The sequence below is a fragment of the Bordetella genomosp. 9 genome (genome assembly GCF_002261425.1).
GTDB lineage: Bacteria > Pseudomonadota > Gammaproteobacteria > Burkholderiales > Burkholderiaceae_B > Bordetella_C.
The window spans coordinates 1,077,794-1,097,337 of the sequence record NZ_NEVJ01000003.1 but is presented as its reverse complement, the minus strand read 5'-3'; the positions used below and the strand labels follow the sequence as shown (position 1 = coordinate 1,097,337).

The window sequence follows — 19,544 nt, the reverse complement described above, 5'->3', positions numbered from 1 at the left end:
GCGCCGTGCCGGCCCCGGGATCCTGGGATGGTGCAGCCGGCCGTGGCGGGCGCTAGCGGCGCGCGCTAGCGGTGTTCCGTGCGGTGTACCTGGAAGTGCTTCAGCTTGTCCCAGTCCCAGTCTATGCCCAGCCCCGGTTCGCCGGAGGGAATGGCGCGGCCCTGTTCCACGCGCATGCCGGTGGCGGTGACCATGTCGAGCTGCGGAATGTATTCCAGCCAGCGGCTATTGGGCACCGCGCAACACAGGGCCACGTGGATTTCCATCAGGAAGTGCGGACATACCGGGACGTTATAGGCTTCGGCCATGTGCGCGACCTTGAGCCAGGGCGTGATGCCGCCGATGCGGCCGACGTCGACCTGGACGATAGTGCAGGCGCCGCTCTGCAGGTAGTCCTTGAATTGCGACACGCTGTACAGCGATTCGCCGACGGCGATGGGTACCGTGGTGGCCGCGCACAGGCGGCGATGCGCATCGACGTCGTCGGCATGGATGGGCTCTTCGAACCAGGCGATGTCGAGCGCCTCGAAACAGCGCGCGCGGCGTATCGCCTCGCTCAGGTTGAAACCCTGGTTGGCGTCGGTCATGACGTCCCAGCCGGGACCGACGGCGTCGCGCACCGCTGACAGGCGTTGCATGTCTTCCGCCACGTGCGGACGGCCGACCTTGATCTTGGTGCCGCCAAAGCCGGCTTCCTGTGCGCGCAGGGCTTCATCGACCAGTTGCGCTTCGTCCAGGTGCAGCCAGCCGCCTTCGGTGTAGTACATCTCGATGCCGTCCTTGGCGCCGCCGGCGAGCCTGTGCAGGGGCAGGGCGGCGCGGCGCGCGCGCAGGTCCCACAGGGCGGTGTCGATGGCGGCCAGGGCGATGGACGTCAGCGCGCCCACCGTGGTCGCGTGCACGCGGAAGAACAGGTCGCGCCACAGCATTTCGATGTCGTCCGCGTCGCGGCCGATCAGCAGCGGCGCCAGGTGGTCGTCCAGCAGGCGCGCCACCGACGAGCCGCCGGTGCCTATGGTGTAGCTGTAGCCCGTGCCCATCATGCCGTCGGCATCGCGGATGCGCACCATGGGCGTTTCCTGGCATTCGAAACTCTGCACGGCGTCCGTGCGTTTGACCTTGGGCTGCAGGTTGACGAGCAATACCTCGACGGCAACGATGGCGGCCATGCATGCTCCTGATGCAGGTATCGATGGGGCCGCTGCGCCACTGCGTGGAACGGCGCGGGCGACATGCCGGGCAATACGCCTGTGATATATTTTTTTGCGCGGCCGACCGGGTGCTGTCCGATTCTGTCGTGGGGCTTCAATCACGGTAAATCAGGGATTACCCGGCCGCGGGCGGCTGAACCGTAGAACACTACAGAGGCAATGACATGTCCATCGCGGCCATCGTCGGTGCGGGTCTGGTGGGGCAAGGCTGGGCGATCGTGTTCGCGCGCGCGGGCTGGCAGGTCCGGCTGCACGACGTGGACGCGGATCGATTGCCCGAGGCTTGCGATCTGATCGAACGGCAGCTGCACGCCTTGCAGGCGCACGGCCTGCTGCAGGATGCCGCCGGCATCGCACGGCGCGTCGAAGCCGCGGTCACGCTGGAGTCCGCCCTGGCCGGGGCGGCCTACGTGCAGGAGAATTCTCCCGAACGGGTCGAAGCCAAGCGCATGCTGTTCGCCCGAATGGACGCGCTGACCGGCCCCGACACGATACTGGCCAGCTCCACGTCCAGCATTCCCGCCAGCCTGTTCACCGGCGACCTGGTGCATCGCGAACGCTGCCTGGTGGCGCATCCCGTCAATCCTCCTTATCTGGTTCCGGTGGTGGAAATCAGCGGCGCACCATGGACGTCCGCCCAGGCCATCGCACGCACGCGGGATATCCTGAATGCCGTCGGGCAACGGCCCGTGGTGGTGCGCAAGGAAATCGAAGGCTTCATCCTGAACCGCCTGCAGGGCGCCTTGCTGCAGGAGGCCATGCGGCTGGTGCGCGATGGCGTCGCCAGCGTGGAAGACATCGACACCACGGTGAAAGACGGCCTGGGGCTGCGCTGGGCTTTCATGGGACCGCTGGAAACCATAGACCTGAATGCGCCGGAGGGCATTGCCGACTATTGCGCGCGCTACGGCGCGATGTATGCCTCCATCGGCGCATCCCAGTCCGAAGCGCCGGCCTGGGATGCCGCGCTGCTGGAAACGCTGTCGCGCGAGCGGCGCGCGGCGCTGCCGGCGGAAGAACTGGCGTCGCGACGTTTCTGGCGCGACGAACAACTGATGCGCTTGATGCGCCACAAACAACGAAGCGGAGACAACGATGGCTAGAAGCAGGCAGAAGGTGATCATTACCTGTGCGGTGACGGGCGCGATCCATACGCCCAGCATGTCTCCCCACCTGCCGGTGACGGCCGACGAAATCGCCGACGCCGCGATCGGCGCGGCGCGCGCCGGGGCGGCGGTGCTGCACCTGCACGCGCGCGATCCGCGCACTGGCAAGCCATCGCAGGATCCCGAACTGTTCGAACCCTTCCTGAAGCGTATCAAGCGGGAGACCGACGCGGTGGTGAACATCACCACCGGCGGCAGCCCGCACATGACGGTGGAAGAACGCATGCGGCCGGCCGCTACCTTCAAGCCGGAAGTGGCGTCGCTGAACATGGGGTCGATGAATTTCGGGTTGTTCCCGATGCTGGACCGGTTCAAGGAGTTCGAGCACGAGTGGGAGCGCGAGCATCTGGAGAACAGCCGGTCGCTGATCTTCCGCAATACCTACCAGGACATCGAAACCATACTGTCCATCGGCAATGCCAACGGCACGCGCTTCGAGTTCGAGTGCTATGACATCAGCCATCTGTACAACCTCAAGCATTTCGTCGATCGCGGGCTGGTGAAGTCGCCGCCCTTCATCCAGTCGGTGTTCGGTATCCTGGGCGGCATCGGGCCGCACCCGGAAGACCTGATGCACATGAAGCGCACCGCCGACCGCCTGTTCGGCAGCGATTACGAGTGGTCGATCCTGGGCGCCGGGCGCAACCAGATTCCGCTCGCCACCCTAGGCGCGGCGATGGGCTCCAACGTGCGCGTCGGGCTGGAGGATTCGCTGTGGATAGGCCCGGGCAAGCTGGCGGAGTCCAACCGCGTGCAGGTCGAGCGCATCCGCACCATCCTGGAAGCGCTGAACCTGGAAATCGCCACGCCCGACGACGCGCGCGAGAAGCTCGGCTTGAAGGGCGGGCATGCCGTGGGATTCTAGGCGCGGCGCCGCGCGCGGACGCTGACCACCGGACGGAAACAGGCAATGACATCCATCACAGGCAAGACCCGATTGTTCGGCATCCTGGCCGATCCCATCCAGCACGTGCAGGTGCCGCGGCGCTTGAACGACCATTTCGCGGCCGCCGGGTTCGATGGCGTGATGGTGCCCATGCACGTGCGCCCGGACAATCTGCCGGCGGTCGTCGCCGCGCTGCGGGGCATGGAGAACCTGGGCGGAGTGGTGGTCACGGCGCCGCACAAGACGGCGGTACTCGCCCTGTGCGATGACGCGTCGGACGTCACCCGCAAGATAGGCGCCGCCAACGTCATCCGCCGCGAACCCGACGGACGCCTGGTCGCGACCATGCTGGATGGCGAAGGCTTTGTCGGCGGGCTGCGCGCGGAGGACCGCGGGGTGGAAGGCGCGAGCGCCTATATGGCCGGCGCGGGCGGCGCCGCCAACGCGATCGCCTTCGCGCTCGCGGGGGCCGGCGTGGCGCGCCTGACGGTCGCCAACCGCACGCGCGCCAGGGCCGAGGACCTGCGCCAGCGCATTCTGGCGCTGCATCCGGGCGCCGACGTGCGCGTCGGGACGGACGACCCGAGCGGGCATGACCTGGTGGTCAACGCGACGTCGCTGGGCATGCGCGAGGGTGACGCGCTGCCCCTCGACGTATCCCGCTTGCGGCCGGAGCAACTGGTCTGCGAGGTCATCATGCAGCCGCGCGAAACCCCGCTGCTGCTGGCCGCGCGCGAACGCGGCTGCGCGGTGCACTACGGGGCGCCCATGCTGGCCGCCCAACTGGCCTTGATGGCGGAGTTCCTGGGCGTGGGCAAGGCCTGAAGGACACGAGTGACGGCGGCGAGCGAAGGCCAAATGGGACGGCCAAGTGGGACGGCCGCGGGTTCAGCGCAGCGCGCGATCGTCGATATTGAGCCGTTCCGAGAAAAAATCCAGGAAGGTGCGGATCTTCTGCGGCATGCCCTTGCGGCTCAACACCATGGCGGTCGCGTGCATGGACGGGCTTTCCCAGTTTTCCAGCACGCGCCGCAGGCGGCCGGCGCGCAGGTCGTTGCCGCACATCAGATTGGGCAGCATGCACATGCCGACGTGGCCGATGGCCATTTCGCGCGCGATCGAAATATTGTTGACGACCACCTTGCCATGGATGGTGGCGAAGCGGTGGGTGGCCTGGTTGCGCAGCGTCCAGATGCCGTCCACGCGCTGCTGCGCGGTGATGATGCAGTCGTGGCGATGCAGATCGTCCACCGCCAGCGGCACGCCGCGGCGCGCCAGGTATTCCGGGCTGGCGTAGACGCCGCGCGTCAGCGTGGCCAGCCGCCGGTAGATCAGGTCCGTATCCTTGATCGGGCCGAGCTGTATCGTCAGGTCGTAGGGCTCTTCGCGCAGATCGACCGTGCGGCTGTTGACGTCCACTTCCAGCTCGATTTCCGGGTAGGCCTGCACGAATTCGGCCAGCGCCCGGCCTATCCAGGACATGCCGAAGTCGATCGGGATGCTGACGCGCAGCACGCCGCGCATCTCGCTCTGCAGCGTCGCCGATTCGTTGCGCGCCTGTTCGACCTCATCGACCACCCGGCGGCAATGCTCGTAGAAGCGCGCGCCTATCTCGGTGGTCGTCAGCTTGCGCGGCCCTTTCTTCAGCAGCGCCGTTCCCATGTCCCGTTCCAGGTCGCTGAGCTTGCGGCTGATCGACGATTTGGGCAGGCCCAGTTCGGCGGCCGCGCGCGAGATGCTCTGCGCGTTCACCACTTCGTAGAAAAGCCGTAGCGAGTTGAGATCGAGCCTTTCTGCCATGACATCGGAATGGGGTTGTGGGGCCAAATGGAGCAAGCCATACGGCCGACTCCCGCTATGCGAATAAAGCAGCCGGCCGGACGCGGCAAGGAGGATGAGACCACAAATGCCGCAGCGCAGCGTTCCAGCACTGGAACGCCCGTCCCGATTCCGTAGCTATTCTGAACGGCGCGCCTATCCTACCATTCACTCACTCACCGGACGCAGGCGGCCGCGCCAGCGATCACGGGAGGCAAAAATATAACGGAGACTAGGCATGAACGGACGCGCACTATCGCGCCGGGCGCTGCTGCGGACTGCGTCGGCTTTGGCGCCGGCGGCCATCCTCGGGATGGGGTCCTGGATCAGTCGACCCGCACGCGCCCAGACGCCCCTGAAATGGGCCAACCTGACGCCGGGCTTCACGACGCTGCTGACGGACTACATAACGGCGAAACAGCTTGGCAAGGCGAATGGCCTGGCCCTGGGGAAGCCGACTTCGTACACCTCGGTCAGCACGTACTACAACGATTTCGTCGCGGGCAATTATGACGTCTGCATAGGCAGCTGGGACACCTTCGCGTCCCGCTACCTGGCCGGTGTGCCGCTGCAGTATGTCTGCTCGGTCACCACGGGCAACATGATCAATATCGTGACCCGCGAGCAGGCGGTGCGCAAGCTGCAGGACCTGCAGGGCAAGACCCTGGCCGCGCCCCAATCGACCGGCACCTACCGGATGATGCGCGCGATCATGCAGGAGATCGACGGCATCGACCTGGAGAAGGTCGCCACCGTCCAGAACGTCGACAACCCCGCGGCATCCGTCACCCTGGTCATGGCCAACCGCGCCGACGCCGGCCTGACCTGGGAGCCCAATGTGTCGATGGGCCTGCAACGCGTGCCCGACATGCGGGTGCTGTATAGCGCCGGCGTGGCGTTTCGCCGGAAGCTGAACCTGGACCTGCCTTATTTCGGCGTGGCGGTGCGCAAGGATGCGATCGCGCGCGATCCGGGGCTGGTCGAGCGGTTGAACCGGACCTTCCAGCAAAGCATCGAAGGGATCATGGCGCACACGGACGAGGCGGTGAAGATCGCGGGCGCCAATTCGGGCACCTCGTCCGAGGTGCTGAAGACCGCCATCGAGTCCAGGCGGATGGAATTCAAGCACGCTTCCATGCAAACGGAAGAGGGACGCCGGTCCATCCTGGTCGCGAACGAGTTCCTGCAACGCAGCGGCGCCTTGCCCAAGATCGTCGACAGGGGGTTCTTCGCGTCATGAACCCAGCCGACATCCCCGCCGGACAGGGCGCCAAGCCCGTGTCCCGCCATGCGCCGATCACCAGTCGCACGCCAGTGTCGGCCAAGCCGGCCAAGCCGGAAAAGCGCGTCGGCCGCGACCGGCGCGACCTGAAGGCCTTGATCTGCGTCGTCGTGCTGCTGCTGGTGGCGATGCAGGTGGCCAGCAACTATGTGCCCGACTATGTCATGCCGTCGCCGGAGGCCATCGCCAAGGCCCTGGCGGGCCTGTTCGGCACCGACCTGTTCCATGTCGCCGTCACGCTGGCGCGGCTGGCCGCCGCCATTGTGTTTTCGGCGCTGGCCGGGGTGATCATCGGCCTGCTGATGGGGACGTCGCGGCGCATCGGCCCCTATCTGAAAGCCGTGGTGATCATCGATACCGGAATTCCGGCGCTGTCATGGATGCTGCTGGCGGTGTTCTGGTTCAAGGACCCGGAAGCACGCATATTTTTCATCCTGGCCGTCATCCTGATGCCGTTCTATGCGTTGAACGTGTACGAAGGCGTGCGGGCGCTGTCGACGGAATGGGTCGACATGCTCGAAAGCTTTCGCCCGTCGCGCTGGCAGATGCTGCGCTTCCTGGTGGCGCCGCACATCATTCCGTACATCTTCCTGACCACCAAGTCGGTGATCGGCTATGCGATCCGCATGGTGATTTTCGCCGAGCTCGTCGCGTCCGCCATCGGCATAGGCTCGCGCATGAGTTTCGCGCAGTCCACCTTCCGCATCGACCAGGTGATGGCCTGGACTTTCCTGCTGGTGATGCTGAACCTGGTATTCCAATGGCTGGCCGGCTGGGCGGAGCGTCGCTTCCTGGGCTGGCGCAAAGAGGCACAGGTGCGCTGATGAATACCGATCTGAATACCATCATCGCCCTGCGCGACGTCGTCAAGCGCTTCGGCAGCCACACGGCCATCGACCATCTGACCATGGAAGTGATGGAAGGCGAAACAGTGGCCCTGCTGGGCCAGACCGGCGCCGGCAAGAGCACGGTCATGTCCCTGCTGATGGGCACGGCGGTGGCCGATGCCGGCTCGGTGCAAGTGGCCGGCGTGGATCCCGCGCAGGACTTCGAAGCCTTGCGCGGCAAGCTGGCCGTGAGCTTCCAGACGGATCGCCTGCTGCCCTGGCGCACGGCGCAGGAGAACGTCGAGCTGGGACTGCTGTTGCTGGGCGTGCCGAAGAAACAGGCCCGGCAGCGCGCGCGGGATTGGCTGGCGCGCGTCAAGCTGCAGGATGCCTGCGAGAAATACCCGGTCGAGCTGTCGGGCGGCATGCGGCAGCGCGTGTCGCTGGCGCGGGCGCTGGCGGTCGACCCGGCCCTGGTGCTGCTGGACGAGTCGTTCAGCCAGCTCGATCACGTGACCTCGCAGACGCTGCGCCGCGATTTCGCGGAGATCGTCAGGGAACAGCACAAGACCTGCGTGTTCGTGACGCACCGCATCGAGGACGCCCTGGAAATCGCCGATCGCATCCTGGTGCTGGCGGCGCCGGCGCGTGTGGCCCTGGAGCTGTCGATCGATGCGCCGCAGCGTGCCGACGCGGCCTGCATGGCCGATATGCATCGCCTGATAGAACGGGCCATCGGCGGCGATTCCGCGTCACCCGAGACGCCGTCCGTGCGCGCCGCCGAATCCCTGCACTGATGCCATGGCGCCATCCACACAAAACCCTACGCACCGAACAGCGAGTATCCGATGAAGATGAACACCGAAGACATCATTGTTGAGCGCGTCGAAGGCTGGTTGGAAATCACCCTGAATCGCCCGGAGAAAATGAATTCCCTGCGCGAGCAGACCGCGCAGGAAATCATGGACGTCCTGAACGAAGCCGAGGCGACGCGCGATGTGGCCGCGATTCTGCTGAAAGGCAGCGACAAGGCCTTCTGCACCGGCATCGACACCAGCGAATTCACCATCGGCGACAACGAGTATTTCGACTTCTATCGCAAGCGGCGGCGCCAGCGCAAGGTCAACCGGCTGTTCCGCGAGTTGCCCGCGTACTCCAAGCCCATCATTAGCGTCGTCGAGGGTTATGCGCTGGGCGGCGGCCTTGAGCTGGCCCTGGTGTCGGACATGATCGTGGCTGGCGCCAACGCCAAGTTCGGCCTGCCCGAAATCCGCCTGGGCATGATGCCAGGCGGCGGCGGCACGCAGACCCTGCCGCGCCTGGTCGGGCCCGCGCTGGCCAAGGAGCTGATGTGGACCGGTCGGCGCCTGGCTGCCGCCGAAGCGCGCGAATACCGCCTCGTCAACCATGTTACCGAGGCGGGCCAGGCGCTTGAAAAGGCGCGCGAGTTGGCACGCACGATAGGCGGCAATGCGCCGCTGTCGGTGATGTTCACCAAGGCGATGATCGATCGGGGGATGGACCTGCCCCTGGCCGAAGGCATGGCGGCGGAAGGGGATGCTTCCTTCATGCTGTATTTCACGCGCGACCGCGCCGAAGGACTGTCGGCCTTCCGCGAGAAAAGAACGCCGGACTTCCGAGGAGAGTAAGAGCATGAAGAAGAGGGATATGGTGATCGCCGGCTATGCCGAGACGCCGGTGGGCTTCAAGACGGGGCGCAGCGCCTACGACCTGGCGGGCGAGGCGCTGGACCAGTTGCTGGAACGTACGGGGATAGACAAGAACGAAATCGATGGCCTGTCGGTCACTACCGCCTTGTCCGAGGCCCAGAACCCGTTCTTCGCGGTGTACATGACCGAAGCCCTGGGCCTGACGCCCAGCTGGCTGAACTACGGCGGCATGGGCGGCTGCTCCGCGACCGGCGGCGTGGCGCGGGCCATGTCGGCGATCCGCGATGGCATGTGTTCCCTGGCGGTCGTCATGTCGGCCGACGCGCCGAGCACCGACTGGCGCTCCAACTATGGCGCGTATCGGGGCGAGTTCCAGGACCCGCCGGGCGTGCAGGGGCCGCCGGCCAGCTTCGGCCTGCTGATGAGCCGCTACATCCATCAGTATGGGCTGGACCCGCAGGCCCTGGGCAAGATCGCCGTGACGCAGCGCGCGCACGCCTTGCACAACCCGAACGCGCTGAAGAAATTCCAGAAGCCGCTTTCCATGCAGGAATACCTGGAATCGCGGGTGATCGCCGACCCGCTGCGGGTACTGGACAGCGTGATGTTCTGCGATGGCGCGAACGCCTTCATCGTGACCAGCGAAGCCAACGCCAAACGGCTGGGGCTGAAGAACATGGTGTATCCGGTGGCCTACGGCGAAGTCACCAACTTCAACGGCGCGGATCCGCTGGCCGATATCACCCACACGGGCTTCAGCAAGATCGGGCCGGAAGTCCTGCGGCGCGCCGGACTGAGCCCCCGGGACGTCCGCATGTTCCAGCCCTACGACGATTTCACCATCGCCGTGATGATGCAGTTCGAGGCCTTCGGTTTCTGCGAGCGGGGGGAGGGGGCCGCGTACACCCTGCGCACCGATTTGTCCTTCGAAGGCGACCTTCCCTTGAACACCGGGGGTGGCCAGATTTCCGCCGGCCAGCCGGGCCTGGCCAGCGGCGGCCTGAACCTGGCCGAGGCCGTGCGCCAGATGTTCGGCGAAGGCGGCAGCCGCCAGGTGAAGGATCCGAGCAACGCCTTGGTCACCGGCATAGGCGTGATTCCCTACGGCCGCAACTGGGGCACCAGTTCGGCGATGGTACTGGAGGCATGAAGACCATGAACGACAAGACCGCCACGAGCACGCCCGCGCGTCCCATCCCCAGGCAGGGCGTCTATGTGGATACCCAGCCGTTCTGGGACGGCATCGCACGGGGCAAGCTGGTGCTGCAGTACTGCACCGTCGCGCGCCGCTTCCAGCACTATCCCAAACCGGTCAGCAGCTATACGGGGCAGCGCACGCTGGAATGGCGCGAGGTGTCCGGCAAGGGCGCCATCTATGCCTGCACCGTGGTGCGCATCCCCGGGCCGGGCGTGGAAGGCCGCATCCCCCTGTGCGTGGCCACGGTGGAGCTGGACGAAGGCGTGCGCATCATCGCCAACGTGCTGAACTGCGAGCCGGCCGACCTGGCCGTGGGCAAGCGCGTCAGGCTGGCCATCGACCATCTGGCGCCCGAGCATCCCTATCCGGCCTTCGAACTGGAATAAGGCGAGATCATGCGGCTAGAACAATTCCTGGCGGCGCATGCGCTGCGCTTTCCGTCGAAGACGGCGGTGAAATGCGGCAAGCAGTCCCTGACGTACGCGGAGTTGCTGGCGACCTCGCGTTCGCTGGCGGCCGGCATGCGCAGGGCCGGGGTGGGGGCGGGCGATCGCGTGGTCGTCTATCTGCCCAACTGCGTCGAGATCGCGCAGGTGCTGTATGCCGCCTTCTGGCTGGGGGCGGTGGTGATTCCGGTGAACACGCGCAACACGGTGCGGGAACTGGCGTATTTCGCGCGGGACAGCCAGGCGCGCATGCTGGTGTTCCACGCCGATGACGCGGCGAACATCGACGCGGTGCGGGAGGAGTTCAAGGGCATGTTGCGGGTGGTGGTCGGCGACGTTACCGACGGAGCCAGTCAGGCGCAATCCCTGGCCGCGCTGATGCGGCCTTCCGACGAACGCCTGCCCGACGCGCCGCTGCATCCCGACGACGCCATGATCATGTATACGTCGGGTACCACCGGGCAGCCCAAGGGCGCCATCCTGACGCATGCGAACTTCGTCATCGGCAATGCCTTCGCCAATGCCGTGGAGTGGGGCATCACGGCGCAGGACGTCTTCCTGGTCACGACCCCGCTGGCGCACCGCACCGGCCTGGCGCGGCTGATGAATTCCATGGGCCTGGGCGCGACGCTGGTGGTGATGGAACGCTTCGACGCGCAGCAGGCGGTCGATACGATCGAGCGCGAACGGGTGACGGCGGCCGGCATGGTGCCCACCGTCGCGCGCATGCTGATGCCGGTGCTGGAGGAACAGGCCGCGCGTTGCGCCAGCCTGCGCCACATCATCGTCACGGGCGAAGCCTTTCCCATCGAACTGAAGCGCCGCATGATAGAAAAGCTGCCGCAGGCGCGGCTGCATTCCTTCTTCGCCATGACCGAGGTCGGCTCGGTCACCGTCCTCAATCATGAGGAACAGTTCACCCATCCCGGGTCGGTGGGGCGCGTGTCGCCCGGCGTGGAGGTCAAGCTGGTCGACGATCGCGGGCAGCAGGTATCCGTCGACGACGTGGGCGAGATCCTGGTGCGCGCCGGCGAGGCCGGCCGCTTCACGACCATGCGCGGCTACTTCGGACGGCCCGAGGCAAGCGCGGAAACCATCGTGGACGGCTGGGTGCATACCGGCGACATGGGCCGCTTCGACAGCGACGGTTACCTGTATATCGTCGATCGCAAGAAGGACATGGTGCTGAGCGGCGGCTTCAACATCTACACCAAGGAAGTCGAGCAGGCGCTGGCCGAGCATCCCGCCGTGGCCGACGTGGCGGTGGTGGGTGTGCCCGATTCCATCTACGGCGAGGCGGTGGCGGCCTTCATCGAGCTGCGTCCGGGCGCCGCGCTCACCGTGGAGGCCGTGCAGGCCCATGCGCGGGAAAGAATCGCCAGCTACAAGAAGCCCAAGCATGTGTTCTTTGTCGAGACGCTGCCTCGCAGCGGCGTGGGCAAGGTGTTGAAGCGCGATCTGCGCGAGATGGCCCTGGCCCGGCTGGTGCGCGCGGCATGATGCTCAGAGCGGAGTCCCCGGAACAGGCCGCTTTCCGCCTGGAAGTGCGCGACTGGCTGCGGAAACATGTGCCGGCGTCCCTGCGCCACGCGACGTTCCGGCCTGAACGCGAGGAAGCGATGCGTTGGTACCGGACGCTGTCGCGGCGCGGATGGATCGCGCCGCATTGGCCGCGCGAGCACGGCGGCATGGGCGCGACGCCGATGGAACAGCTGATCCTGATGGAGGAGATGGCGGTCGCGGGTACGCCCGACATCCCCACGCAGGGGCTCAACCATATCGGACCGCTGCTGATCGCGCGCGGCACGCCGGCCCAGCGGGCGCGGCACCTGCCGGCCATCCTGGCGGGCGATGCGATCTGGTGCCAGGGCTATTCCGAACCCGGCGCGGGATCGGACCTGGCGAGCCTGGCGACGCGCGCCGAGCCGCGCGACGGCAATCTGGTGATCAACGGCCACAAGATCTGGACCACCTGGGGCCATCATGCGGATTGGATGTTCGCGCTGGTGCGCACTTCGAAAGAGGGCAAGCCTCGCGACGGCATCACGTTTGTGCTCATTCCCATGGATACGCCGGGCATCCGGCGCCGCCCCATCCGCACCATCGCCGGCGACGACGAGTTCGCGGAAGTGTTCTTCGACGACGTCGCCGTCCCGCTGGAAAACGTGGTGGGCGAGCTGAATCGCGGCTGGGACGTGGCGACCGCCGTCTTGAGCGAGGAGCGGCTGCGGATCGGCTCGCCGGCGCAGGCGCTGCGGGCCCGCGAGCGCCTGCGCATGATGCTGCGCGCGGCGCCGGCCGATGGCGTGCCCGCTTGCCTGCGGGAGGAAGCCGCGCTGGCCGAGGTGGAGGTACAAGCGCTGTGCGCCGCCTATCTGGAGGCCGCCGAGGCCGGCGAAGCGTGTGGAGCGAGGGAAGGCGGCGTGGACAGCGCCTACCTGAAGCTGCTGGCCACCGATACGGTGCATCTGCTGCTGGACCTGGCGCGCCGCGTGGCCGGTCCCGCGGCCGCACTGCGCGATCCCGTGCGTCACGGCGACGACCTGCTGGACGCCACGCAGATGTTCCTGCAGGCGCGCAGGCTGGGGATCTATGGCGGCAGCAGCGAGGTGCAGCGCGGCATCATCGCGACACGGGTGCTGGGCTTGCCGCCCGCGGGGAGCAAGGGATGAGCAGCGAGATCGCCGAGCAATTGCGGATGATAGGCGAGAGCGCGGCGCACTACGCCGCGTCGCGGGCGGGCCCCGCGGCCGCGCGCGCAGTCCATGACGGCCGTCCGGGTTGGGACTGGGCGGCCTGGCGGGACATTGCCGGGCTGGGGTGGTTCGGGATCGCCGTCCCGGAAGAACGGGGCGGCCTGGGATGGTCCGCGGCGGCGGCCGCGGTGGTGGCGCAGGAGGCCGGGCGCGCGCTGATGATGGCGCCGGTCGGCACGGGCATGGCCGCGGCCGGCGTCCTGGCGCACGGCGGCGATGCGGCCCAGGGTGTTCTTGCCGAGCTGCTGGCAGGTGACGCGCTGGTCGTGCCGGCCCCCGTCGCCCGGCACCAGCAGGACGACTGCGTCGCCATGCTGGTGCCGGATGCGGGCGCGGCGACACACTGGCTGCTGGCCGACGGCGAGGGCGACGCTTTCGAGGCCAGGCTGCTGCGCCGGGATGCGGCGGGAACCCGCTACGCGCCGCGTGTGGCGGTCGACGGAAGCGCGCTGGCCGATATCCAAATCGACGCGGGCGCCTGGCGGGAAGCGCCGGTGATGCTGCGCGGCGATCCGGGTGCGCAGGCGTGGCGGCAGGGCCGCCACCTGTCATGGCTGCTGGATGCCGCCTATTTGAGCGGCCTGACGGAAGAGGCGCTGAAGCTGGCGCTGGACTACATGCGCCTGCGCCGGCAGTTCGGCGTGCCCATAGGCAGCTTCCAGGCGCTGCAGCACCGCGCCGCGACGTGCCATGTCGATTGCAGGACCAGCCGCGCCCTGGTCTTCGAGGCCGCGCGGGCCTGGGGCGGTGCGCGGGAAGGCTGGGCAGCCGCGGCGGCCCGGCATCGTGCGGCGGCGTCCGCCCTGCGCGTGACCGAGGAAGCGATCCAATTCCATGGCGCCATCGGTTTCGCGGACGAGCACGATGCCGGGCTTTATCTGAGACGGGCGATGACCGTGGGCGCGCGCCATGGACGGGACGTGCGTCAGGTGCTGGTGGACGTCACGCCAGCTGACGGGCCAGCTCACTGACCACCTCAGGGGCCACCTCACGGCGCCGGCGGGTAGCGGACGCGGTCCAGGCGAACAGATGGTTCTCGTAGTCGCGCGCTTCCTGCTCGGCCGCACGCTGATCGGCGGCGCGCTCCGCTTCCCGGCATGCGGCGGGACGCTTGGCGTCCGCGCTGGACGCCGCCTCGGGAATGACGGGCGGATGCGCAAGGACCCGGACGAGGCGGACCATGGTATCGAATACACGCTGCCATAGCCCGGCCGGCCGGCATGGGTCGGCCGTGCCCGGCGTGGGGGCGTTCGCGTTTGCGTTGCCGCCGGTGTCGGTGTGAGCGTCGGCGCCTTCGGAAACGGCCCGGCGCTGCCGGCCGGCAGCCGCCGGGCTGGGTGTCGCCGCTTCGTGGACCGACCGATCCCCCGGCCCGTGACCCGTATGGCAGGGCGCCACCAGGGTGCCGCGCAAGGGCAGCCTCATGCGATCCACAACGACCCGCGCCTTTGCCTTATCGGCGTCCGACGGGTCGCGCGCCGGCGCGAGCGGGTCCTTGCTGAGCGTATGGACCAGCCGTTCGTATGCCAGCGTACCTTGCAGATCCGCGCCCCGTATCTTGCCGTCGGCATCGGGGCGGACATCGTTCAGCGGGTTCATCGTGTAATAGCACTGGGTAGGTCCGGCGCTCCGGTCGGAAGCCGGGCCGTCGCGACGGAATCGGGCCTGGGGCGCGGACGGCTCGACGGGCACGGCGTCGAAGGCGGCGCTGGCGTGGGTCGCTTCGAAGGCGTGCCTGGCAGGCAAGAGCGGATCAGGGGGCGCGGGAATCGCGGCGGCGCCGAAGGCAAGCGTGGTGGACATGCTCACTTGTGACTCCTTACAGTGGTCAGTGGCGACGGCTGAGTGCGGGGCCTCCCTTTTAAGTTCCTGTACACAGGGGCGGTACGATAGGCGGGGTATTTCGCATGCGGCAAGGAGTCAGCTGTGCTGGTTGTCGAGGATCTGTATAAATCGTTCGCCACCGCTCAGGGGCCTTTGCCGGTGCTGCGCGGCGTGGACCTGCGGCTGGATGCCGGCACCAGCCTGGCCCTGACGGGCGAATCCGGCAGCGGCAAGAGCACCCTGCTGCACCTGGTGGCGGGCCTTGAGTCGCCGGATGGCGGACGCGTGCTGGTGGACGGCGCCCCCTTGCATACCCGTGGCGAGGCCGGCCTGGCGCAGTGGCGCAGGACGGGCATCGGCCTGGTGTTCCAGCAGTACAACCTGATCGGCAGCCTGGACGTATCGAGCAACCTGAGTTTCCAGGCGCGCCTTGCGGGCCGCCACGATCCCGCCTGGATTGCGCATCTTGCACAGCGGCTGGGGTTGGCCGCGCTGCTGTCACGCTATCCCGAACAGCTCTCCGGCGGACAGCAGCAGCGCGTGGCGATCGGCCGCGCGCTGGCTGGCCGGCCGCCGCTGGTGCTGGCCGACGAGCCCACCGGCAGCCTGGACGAGGCCAGCAGCGACGCGGTCCTCGACCTGTTGCTGGAGCTGGTGCGCGACGCGGGCAGCGCCTTGTTGATGGTGACCCACAGCGGGCGGCTCGCGGCACGGCTGTCGCGCCAGCTGAGGCTGCATCTGGGCCAGGTCTGCGATGACGGCGCGCCGCGGCGGGCCGTATCGGGCGATCCGCGATGAAAGCCTTCCTGTCTTGCATGCGGGCCCTGGCCAGCCACTGGCGCCGCCATCCGCTGCAGTGCGCCAGTATCGTCTGCGGGTTGTGGCTGGCGACCGCGCTGTGGAGCGGCGTGCAGGCCTTGAACGCGCAGGCGCGCCAGGATTACGCGCGCGCCGGCGCGGTGCTGGCGGGACCCGCGCAGGCGCAATGGCTGCCGCGGCACGGCGGCGATCTCGACCAGGACGTGTACGTGCGGCTGCGCCTGGACGGCTGGCAGGTATCGCCAATATTGGAAGGCCGCCTGCGCTTCGCCGGCGATCCGCCCGTGGCGCTGCGGGTGCTGGGCATCGAGCCCTTGAGCCTGCCCGCGGGCAGCGCGGTCGGCGGCCAGGCCATCAGCGCGTTCGAGCTGGGCGACTTCATCGGCCAGCCCGGCCAGGCCTGGGCGGGGCCGGATACCTTGCGGCGGCTGGCCATGCGGGAAGGCGACCGGCCCGTCACGCTGGACGGCGAACGGCTACCGCCGCTACGGCTGCAGCCGGGGCTGGCGCCGGGCATCCTGGTGATGGATATCGGCCATGCCCAGCAACTGCTGCACGCGCCCGGCAGGATCTCGCGCCTGCTGCTGCCGGGCAAGGCGGCGCCCGCCGTGCCGGCGGCCTGGACGGACGTGCTGGCGCCGGCGCCCGACGCGGAAGATCGCGACGACCTGGATCGCCTGACCGCGAGCTTCCATTTGAATCTGGCGGCCCTGGGCATGCTGGCCTTCATCGTGGGCCTGTTCATCGTGCATGCGTCGATCGGCCTGGCGTTGGAACAGCGGCGCGCATTATTGCGGACGCTGCGCGCCCTGGGGATCAGCCTGCGCATGCTGATGGCGGCGCTGTCCTTGGAACTCGGCCTGTTCGCGGTGATCGGCGGCCTGGCCGGCGTGGCGAGCGGCTATCTGCTGGCCGGCCTGTTGCTGGGCGATATGGCGGCCAGCCTGCGTGGGCTGTATGGCGCGGAAGTGGCCGGCCGCCTGAGCCTGCCCGCATGGTGGTGGCTGGCCGGTGTGGGCATGACGCTGCTGGGCGCATTGGTGGCCGGCGCAGGCAGCCTGGTGCGCGCCGCGCGCCTGCCCCTCCTGGCGGTGGCGCGTCCGCAGGCATGGCGCGCGGCGCAGGCCGCGTGGCAGAAGCGCCAGCTGCTGGTGGCCGGCCTGTTGATCCTGCTGGCGGTGGGGTGCGGCGTATGGGGCGATGGCCTGGCGAGCGCGTTCGCCATGCAGGCGGCGATCCTGCTGGCCGCCGCGCTATTGCTGCCGTCCCTGCTGGACGGCGTGCTGGCGTGGAGCGCGCGACGGGTTCGCGGCCCGCTGGCGTCCTGGTTCATCGCCGACAGCCGCCAGCAACTGCCGGCCTTGAGCCTGGCATTGATGGCCTTGCTGTTGGCGTTGGGCGCCAGCGTCGGCGTCGGCAGCATGACGGACGGGTTTCGCAAGACCTTCGTGAGCTGGCTGGACCAGCGGCTGTCCGCCGATATCTACCTGAATCCGCGCGATAGCGCGCAGGGCGTGGACGCGGTGGCGTGGCTGCGCGCGCAGCCCGGCGTGCGGGCGGCGCTGCCGCAATGGCGTGCGACCACGCACGTGCGGGGCTGGCCGGTGGAGTTGCAAGGCGTGGTCGACGATCCAGAGACCCGGCGCCAATGGCCCTTGCTGGAGCGGACGGCCGATGCCTGGGAGCGGCTGGCGGATGGACGCGGCGTGATGATCAGCGAGCAGCTGGCGCGGCGCCTGCATCTGCGCCTGGGCGACAGCCTGGCCCCGTTCGGACCCGCGGCCGGACAGGGCGGGGCGCCGCCGGCCTATACGGTGGGCGCGATCTACGCCGACTACGGCAACCCGCGCGGCCACGTGCTGATGCAGGCCGACGCGCTGCGCGGCCAGCTCGCGCAGGCGGCCGTGCGCAGCGTCAACATCTACGCGGCGCATGAGCGCCTGCCGTCGTTGCGTGCCGCATTGGAACAACGCTATGGCGCCGACGGCATGCAGGTGGTGGACCAGGCTTCGATCAAACTGTGGTCCACGCAGGTGTTCGAGCGCACCTTCGCCGCCACCGGCGCCTTGAACACGCTCACCTTGGGCGTGGCGGGGATCGCGCTGTTCATCAGCCTGCTCACCTTGAGCCAGAGCAGGCTGGCGCAACTGGCGCCGCTGTGGGCCCTGGGCGTCGCGCGCCGCAAGCTGGCCTGGCTGGCGCTGGGCCAGGTGCTGACGCTATCCGTGCTGACCGTGCTGTGCGCCATGCCGCTGGGCGTGTTGCTGGCGTGGACGCTGGTGGCCATCGTGAACGTGCAGGCCTTTGGCTGGCGCCTGCCTTTGTATGTGTTCCCGGCGCAGCTGGGGGGCCTGGCGGCCCTGGGCCTGCTGACCAGCCTGCTGGCCGCCGCGTGGCCGATCTGGCAATTGCGGCGGCGGCAGCCGGCCGACCTTCTCAGGCAGTTCGCCCATGAGTCCTAGCATTGCAAAGGGGTATGCGAAGGCACTCGCCGCGCTGCTGGCGGCCGCCGTGCTGTGCCTGCTGGCCGCATGCGACGATGGCAAGCCGGCCGCGTCCGGCGCGGGCTATGCCGGCCTGGGCGGCGAGGCATCCGCCTATGCCCAGGTGCAACGGGGCAAGCCGCTAAGTTTTCCCGCGGACCACGGGCCGCATGACGGCTATCGCATCGAATGGTGGTATGTCACCGCGGATCTGCGGGATGAGGACGGCCATGACTGGGGCGTGCAATGGACGCTGTTCCGGTCGGCTCTGCGTCCGGGCGCGGACCAGGCGGGATGGGAAAGCGCCGACGTCTGGATGGCGCACGCGGCCTTGACCGATGCCGCCGGCCATCAATTCGCGGAAAAACTGGCGCGCGGCGGCATCGGCCAGGCGGGTGTGCAGGCCGTGCCTTTCCGCGCCTGGATCGACGATTGGTCGCTGCAAGGGCCCGACATGGACAGCCTGACGATGCAGGCGAACGGCACGGACTTCGGCTACCGGCTATCCCTGCGCAGCCAGGGGCCCCTCGTGCTGCACGGCGATGCCGGCTATAGCGAAAAGTCGGGCGAGGGACAGGCCTCGTACTACTACAGCCAACCCTTCTACAAGGTCAGCGGCGAGATCGAGCGTGCCGGCAAGCGCCATCGCGTGCAAGGCCGCGCCTGGCTGGACCGGGAGTGGAGCAGCCAGCCGCTGTCCGCCGATCAGCAGGGTTGGGATTGGTTTTCCCTGCACCTGGCCGACGGCGCCAAGCTGATGCTGTTCCAGGTGCGCCAGAAGCACGGCGCGCCGTATCGTGCGGGGACGTGGATAGCCGCGAACGGCAGCGTCACGCCGCTGCGGAGCCAGCAGATCAGCCTGGATCCGTTGGAATGGACGCGGCAAGATGACGGCCGCGAGCTGCCGACGCGTTGGCGGGTCAGGGTGGCGGGCTTGCCCGCGGGTCCGGTGGACGTGACGGCGGCTGCCGTGCAGCCGAGGGCGTGGATGGCGACGTCCTTTCCGTATTGGGAGGGGCCGGTGCGATTGGCCAACGGCGGCGGCCAGCCGGGTGGAACCGGCTACCTGGAAATGACCGGCTATTGATTCCGACGGCTGTCATACCGGCTGGCTACAGTACGGCGCGAAGCCGCCAGGCCGTGCGCGGACATGCGGGC

General features: G+C 68.1%; 18 protein-coding genes. 15 read left to right on the top strand and 3 right to left on the bottom strand.

Annotation, left to right across the window (positions count from 1 at the left end; all coding sequences use genetic code 11):
• Positions 1–65: 65 nt before the first annotated feature.
• Positions 66–1,169, bottom strand: a complete 1,104-nt coding sequence (locus tag CAL26_RS15995) for a mandelate racemase/muconate lactonizing enzyme family protein (RefSeq protein ID WP_094847848.1) — start codon at positions 1,167–1,169, stop codon at positions 66–68.
• Positions 1,170–1,375: 206 nt separating this feature from the next.
• Between CAL26_RS15995 and CAL26_RS15990 the strand changes: the two genes are divergently transcribed.
• Genes CAL26_RS15990 through CAL26_RS15980 form a run of 3 tightly spaced genes read left to right on the top strand, consistent with a single transcriptional unit; the run spans position 1,376 to position 4,088 of the window.
• Positions 1,376–2,314 carry a 3-hydroxyacyl-CoA dehydrogenase gene (locus CAL26_RS15990; protein WP_094847847.1) on the top strand — a complete coding sequence of 313 codons (939 nt, stop codon included), beginning with the start codon at positions 1,376–1,378 and terminating at the stop codon, positions 2,312–2,314.
• Positions 2,307–3,242 carry a 3-keto-5-aminohexanoate cleavage protein gene (locus CAL26_RS15985; RefSeq protein WP_094847846.1) on the top strand — a complete coding sequence of 312 codons (936 nt, stop codon included), beginning with the start codon at positions 2,307–2,309 and terminating at the stop codon, positions 3,240–3,242. The genes CAL26_RS15990 and CAL26_RS15985 overlap by 8 nt, the downstream gene beginning before the upstream one ends.
• 45 nt (positions 3,243–3,287) lie before the next feature.
• Complete coding sequence (locus CAL26_RS15980) at positions 3,288–4,088, top strand: shikimate dehydrogenase family protein (RefSeq protein WP_094847845.1); 801 nt, start codon at positions 3,288–3,290, stop codon at positions 4,086–4,088.
• Between the two features lie 63 nt (positions 4,089–4,151).
• On the opposite strand, the gene CAL26_RS15975 is transcribed toward CAL26_RS15980, so the two are convergent.
• Positions 4,152–5,063, bottom strand: a complete 912-nt coding sequence (locus CAL26_RS15975; protein ID WP_094847844.1) for a LysR family transcriptional regulator — start codon at positions 5,061–5,063, stop codon at positions 4,152–4,154.
• A 256-nt stretch (positions 5,064–5,319) separates the two neighbouring features.
• Here CAL26_RS15975 and CAL26_RS15970 point away from each other — a divergent pair, with 256 nt between their 5' ends.
• The 9 genes from CAL26_RS15970 to CAL26_RS15930 are packed head-to-tail and all read left to right on the top strand — an operon-like array spanning position 5,320 to position 14,231.
• Entirely contained in the window at positions 5,320–6,321 is a 1,002-nt protein-coding gene (locus tag CAL26_RS15970) for an ABC transporter substrate-binding protein (RefSeq protein ID WP_094847843.1), read from the top strand.
• Positions 6,318–7,187, top strand: coding sequence for an ABC transporter permease (locus tag CAL26_RS15965; protein WP_218831559.1), 870 nt, complete (start codon positions 6,318–6,320; stop codon positions 7,185–7,187). The genes CAL26_RS15970 and CAL26_RS15965 overlap by 4 nt, the downstream gene beginning before the upstream one ends.
• Positions 7,187–7,987 (top strand): ABC transporter ATP-binding protein, encoded by an 801-nt coding sequence (locus tag CAL26_RS15960; RefSeq protein WP_094847842.1) that lies wholly within the window; start codon positions 7,187–7,189, stop codon positions 7,985–7,987. Before CAL26_RS15965 ends, CAL26_RS15960 begins: the two co-directional genes overlap by 1 nt.
• Positions 7,988–8,038: 51 nt before the next feature.
• On the top strand, positions 8,039–8,839 hold the full coding sequence (locus CAL26_RS15955; RefSeq protein ID WP_218831558.1) for an enoyl-CoA hydratase/isomerase family protein: 801 nt from the start codon (positions 8,039–8,041) through the stop codon (positions 8,837–8,839).
• 4 nt (positions 8,840–8,843) lie between these two features.
• Positions 8,844–10,010: a thiolase family protein gene (locus CAL26_RS15950; RefSeq protein ID WP_094847841.1), complete on the top strand. Its 1,167-nt coding sequence runs from the start codon at positions 8,844–8,846 to the stop codon at positions 10,008–10,010.
• A gap of 5 nt (positions 10,011–10,015) precedes the next feature.
• Positions 10,016–10,444, top strand: coding sequence for a Zn-ribbon domain-containing OB-fold protein (locus CAL26_RS15945; RefSeq protein WP_094849909.1), 429 nt, complete (start codon positions 10,016–10,018; stop codon positions 10,442–10,444).
• Positions 10,445–10,453: 9 nt separating this feature from the next.
• Complete coding sequence (locus tag CAL26_RS15940) at positions 10,454–12,004, top strand: class I adenylate-forming enzyme family protein (RefSeq protein WP_094847840.1); 1,551 nt, start codon at positions 10,454–10,456, stop codon at positions 12,002–12,004.
• Positions 12,001–13,176, top strand: a complete 1,176-nt coding sequence (locus tag CAL26_RS15935; RefSeq protein ID WP_094847839.1) for an acyl-CoA dehydrogenase family protein — start codon at positions 12,001–12,003, stop codon at positions 13,174–13,176. The genes CAL26_RS15940 and CAL26_RS15935 overlap by 4 nt, the downstream gene beginning before the upstream one ends.
• Positions 13,173–14,231, top strand: a complete 1,059-nt coding sequence (locus CAL26_RS15930) for an acyl-CoA dehydrogenase family protein (RefSeq protein ID WP_094847838.1) — start codon at positions 13,173–13,175, stop codon at positions 14,229–14,231. Before CAL26_RS15935 ends, CAL26_RS15930 begins: the two co-directional genes overlap by 4 nt.
• Here CAL26_RS15930 and CAL26_RS15925 read toward each other — a convergent pair.
• The gene (locus CAL26_RS15925; RefSeq protein ID WP_094847837.1) at positions 14,203–15,069 is read right to left on the bottom strand and encodes a hypothetical protein; all 867 of its coding nucleotides are present in this window, start codon (positions 15,067–15,069) and stop codon (positions 14,203–14,205) included. The two genes, CAL26_RS15930 and CAL26_RS15925, sit on opposite strands and share 29 nt — an antisense overlap.
• Positions 15,070–15,186: 117 nt before the next feature.
• Between CAL26_RS15925 and CAL26_RS15920 the strand changes: the two genes are divergently transcribed.
• The 3 genes from CAL26_RS15920 to CAL26_RS15910 are packed head-to-tail and all read left to right on the top strand — an operon-like array spanning position 15,187 to position 19,473.
• Positions 15,187–15,882, top strand: a complete 696-nt coding sequence (locus tag CAL26_RS15920) for an ABC transporter ATP-binding protein (protein ID WP_094847836.1) — start codon at positions 15,187–15,189, stop codon at positions 15,880–15,882.
• Positions 15,879–18,365, top strand: a complete 2,487-nt coding sequence (locus CAL26_RS15915) for an ABC transporter permease (RefSeq protein ID WP_094847835.1) — start codon at positions 15,879–15,881, stop codon at positions 18,363–18,365. Before CAL26_RS15920 ends, CAL26_RS15915 begins: the two co-directional genes overlap by 4 nt.
• A complete protein-coding gene (locus tag CAL26_RS15910; protein WP_094847834.1) occupies positions 18,355–19,473 on the top strand; it encodes a lipocalin-like domain-containing protein in 1,119 nt (372 codons plus the stop codon). The genes CAL26_RS15915 and CAL26_RS15910 overlap by 11 nt, the downstream gene beginning before the upstream one ends.
• Positions 19,474–19,544: the final 71 nt, after the last annotated feature.

Coding starts and splice junctions, on each gene's coding strand:
- CAL26_RS15995 (WP_094847848.1), bottom strand. CDS start 1,169: ATGGCCGCCATCGTTGCCGTCGAGGTATTGCTCGTCAACCTGCAGCCC.
- CAL26_RS15990 (WP_094847847.1), top strand. CDS start 1,376: ATGTCCATCGCGGCCATCGTCGGTGCGGGTCTGGTGGGGCAAGGCTGG.
- CAL26_RS15985 (WP_094847846.1), top strand. CDS start 2,307: ATGGCTAGAAGCAGGCAGAAGGTGATCATTACCTGTGCGGTGACGGGC.
- CAL26_RS15980 (WP_094847845.1), top strand. CDS start 3,288: ATGACATCCATCACAGGCAAGACCCGATTGTTCGGCATCCTGGCCGAT.
- CAL26_RS15975 (WP_094847844.1), bottom strand. CDS start 5,063: ATGGCAGAAAGGCTCGATCTCAACTCGCTACGGCTTTTCTACGAAGTG.
- CAL26_RS15970 (WP_094847843.1), top strand. CDS start 5,320: ATGAACGGACGCGCACTATCGCGCCGGGCGCTGCTGCGGACTGCGTCG.
- CAL26_RS15965 (WP_218831559.1), top strand. CDS start 6,318: ATGAACCCAGCCGACATCCCCGCCGGACAGGGCGCCAAGCCCGTGTCC.
- CAL26_RS15960 (WP_094847842.1), top strand. CDS start 7,187: ATGAATACCGATCTGAATACCATCATCGCCCTGCGCGACGTCGTCAAG.
- CAL26_RS15955 (WP_218831558.1), top strand. CDS start 8,039: ATGAAGATGAACACCGAAGACATCATTGTTGAGCGCGTCGAAGGCTGG.
- CAL26_RS15950 (WP_094847841.1), top strand. CDS start 8,844: ATGAAGAAGAGGGATATGGTGATCGCCGGCTATGCCGAGACGCCGGTG.
- CAL26_RS15945 (WP_094849909.1), top strand. CDS start 10,016: ATGAACGACAAGACCGCCACGAGCACGCCCGCGCGTCCCATCCCCAGG.
- CAL26_RS15940 (WP_094847840.1), top strand. CDS start 10,454: ATGCGGCTAGAACAATTCCTGGCGGCGCATGCGCTGCGCTTTCCGTCG.
- CAL26_RS15935 (WP_094847839.1), top strand. CDS start 12,001: ATGATGCTCAGAGCGGAGTCCCCGGAACAGGCCGCTTTCCGCCTGGAA.
- CAL26_RS15930 (WP_094847838.1), top strand. CDS start 13,173: ATGAGCAGCGAGATCGCCGAGCAATTGCGGATGATAGGCGAGAGCGCG.
- CAL26_RS15915 (WP_094847835.1), top strand. CDS start 15,879: ATGAAAGCCTTCCTGTCTTGCATGCGGGCCCTGGCCAGCCACTGGCGC.
- CAL26_RS15910 (WP_094847834.1), top strand. CDS start 18,355: ATGAGTCCTAGCATTGCAAAGGGGTATGCGAAGGCACTCGCCGCGCTG.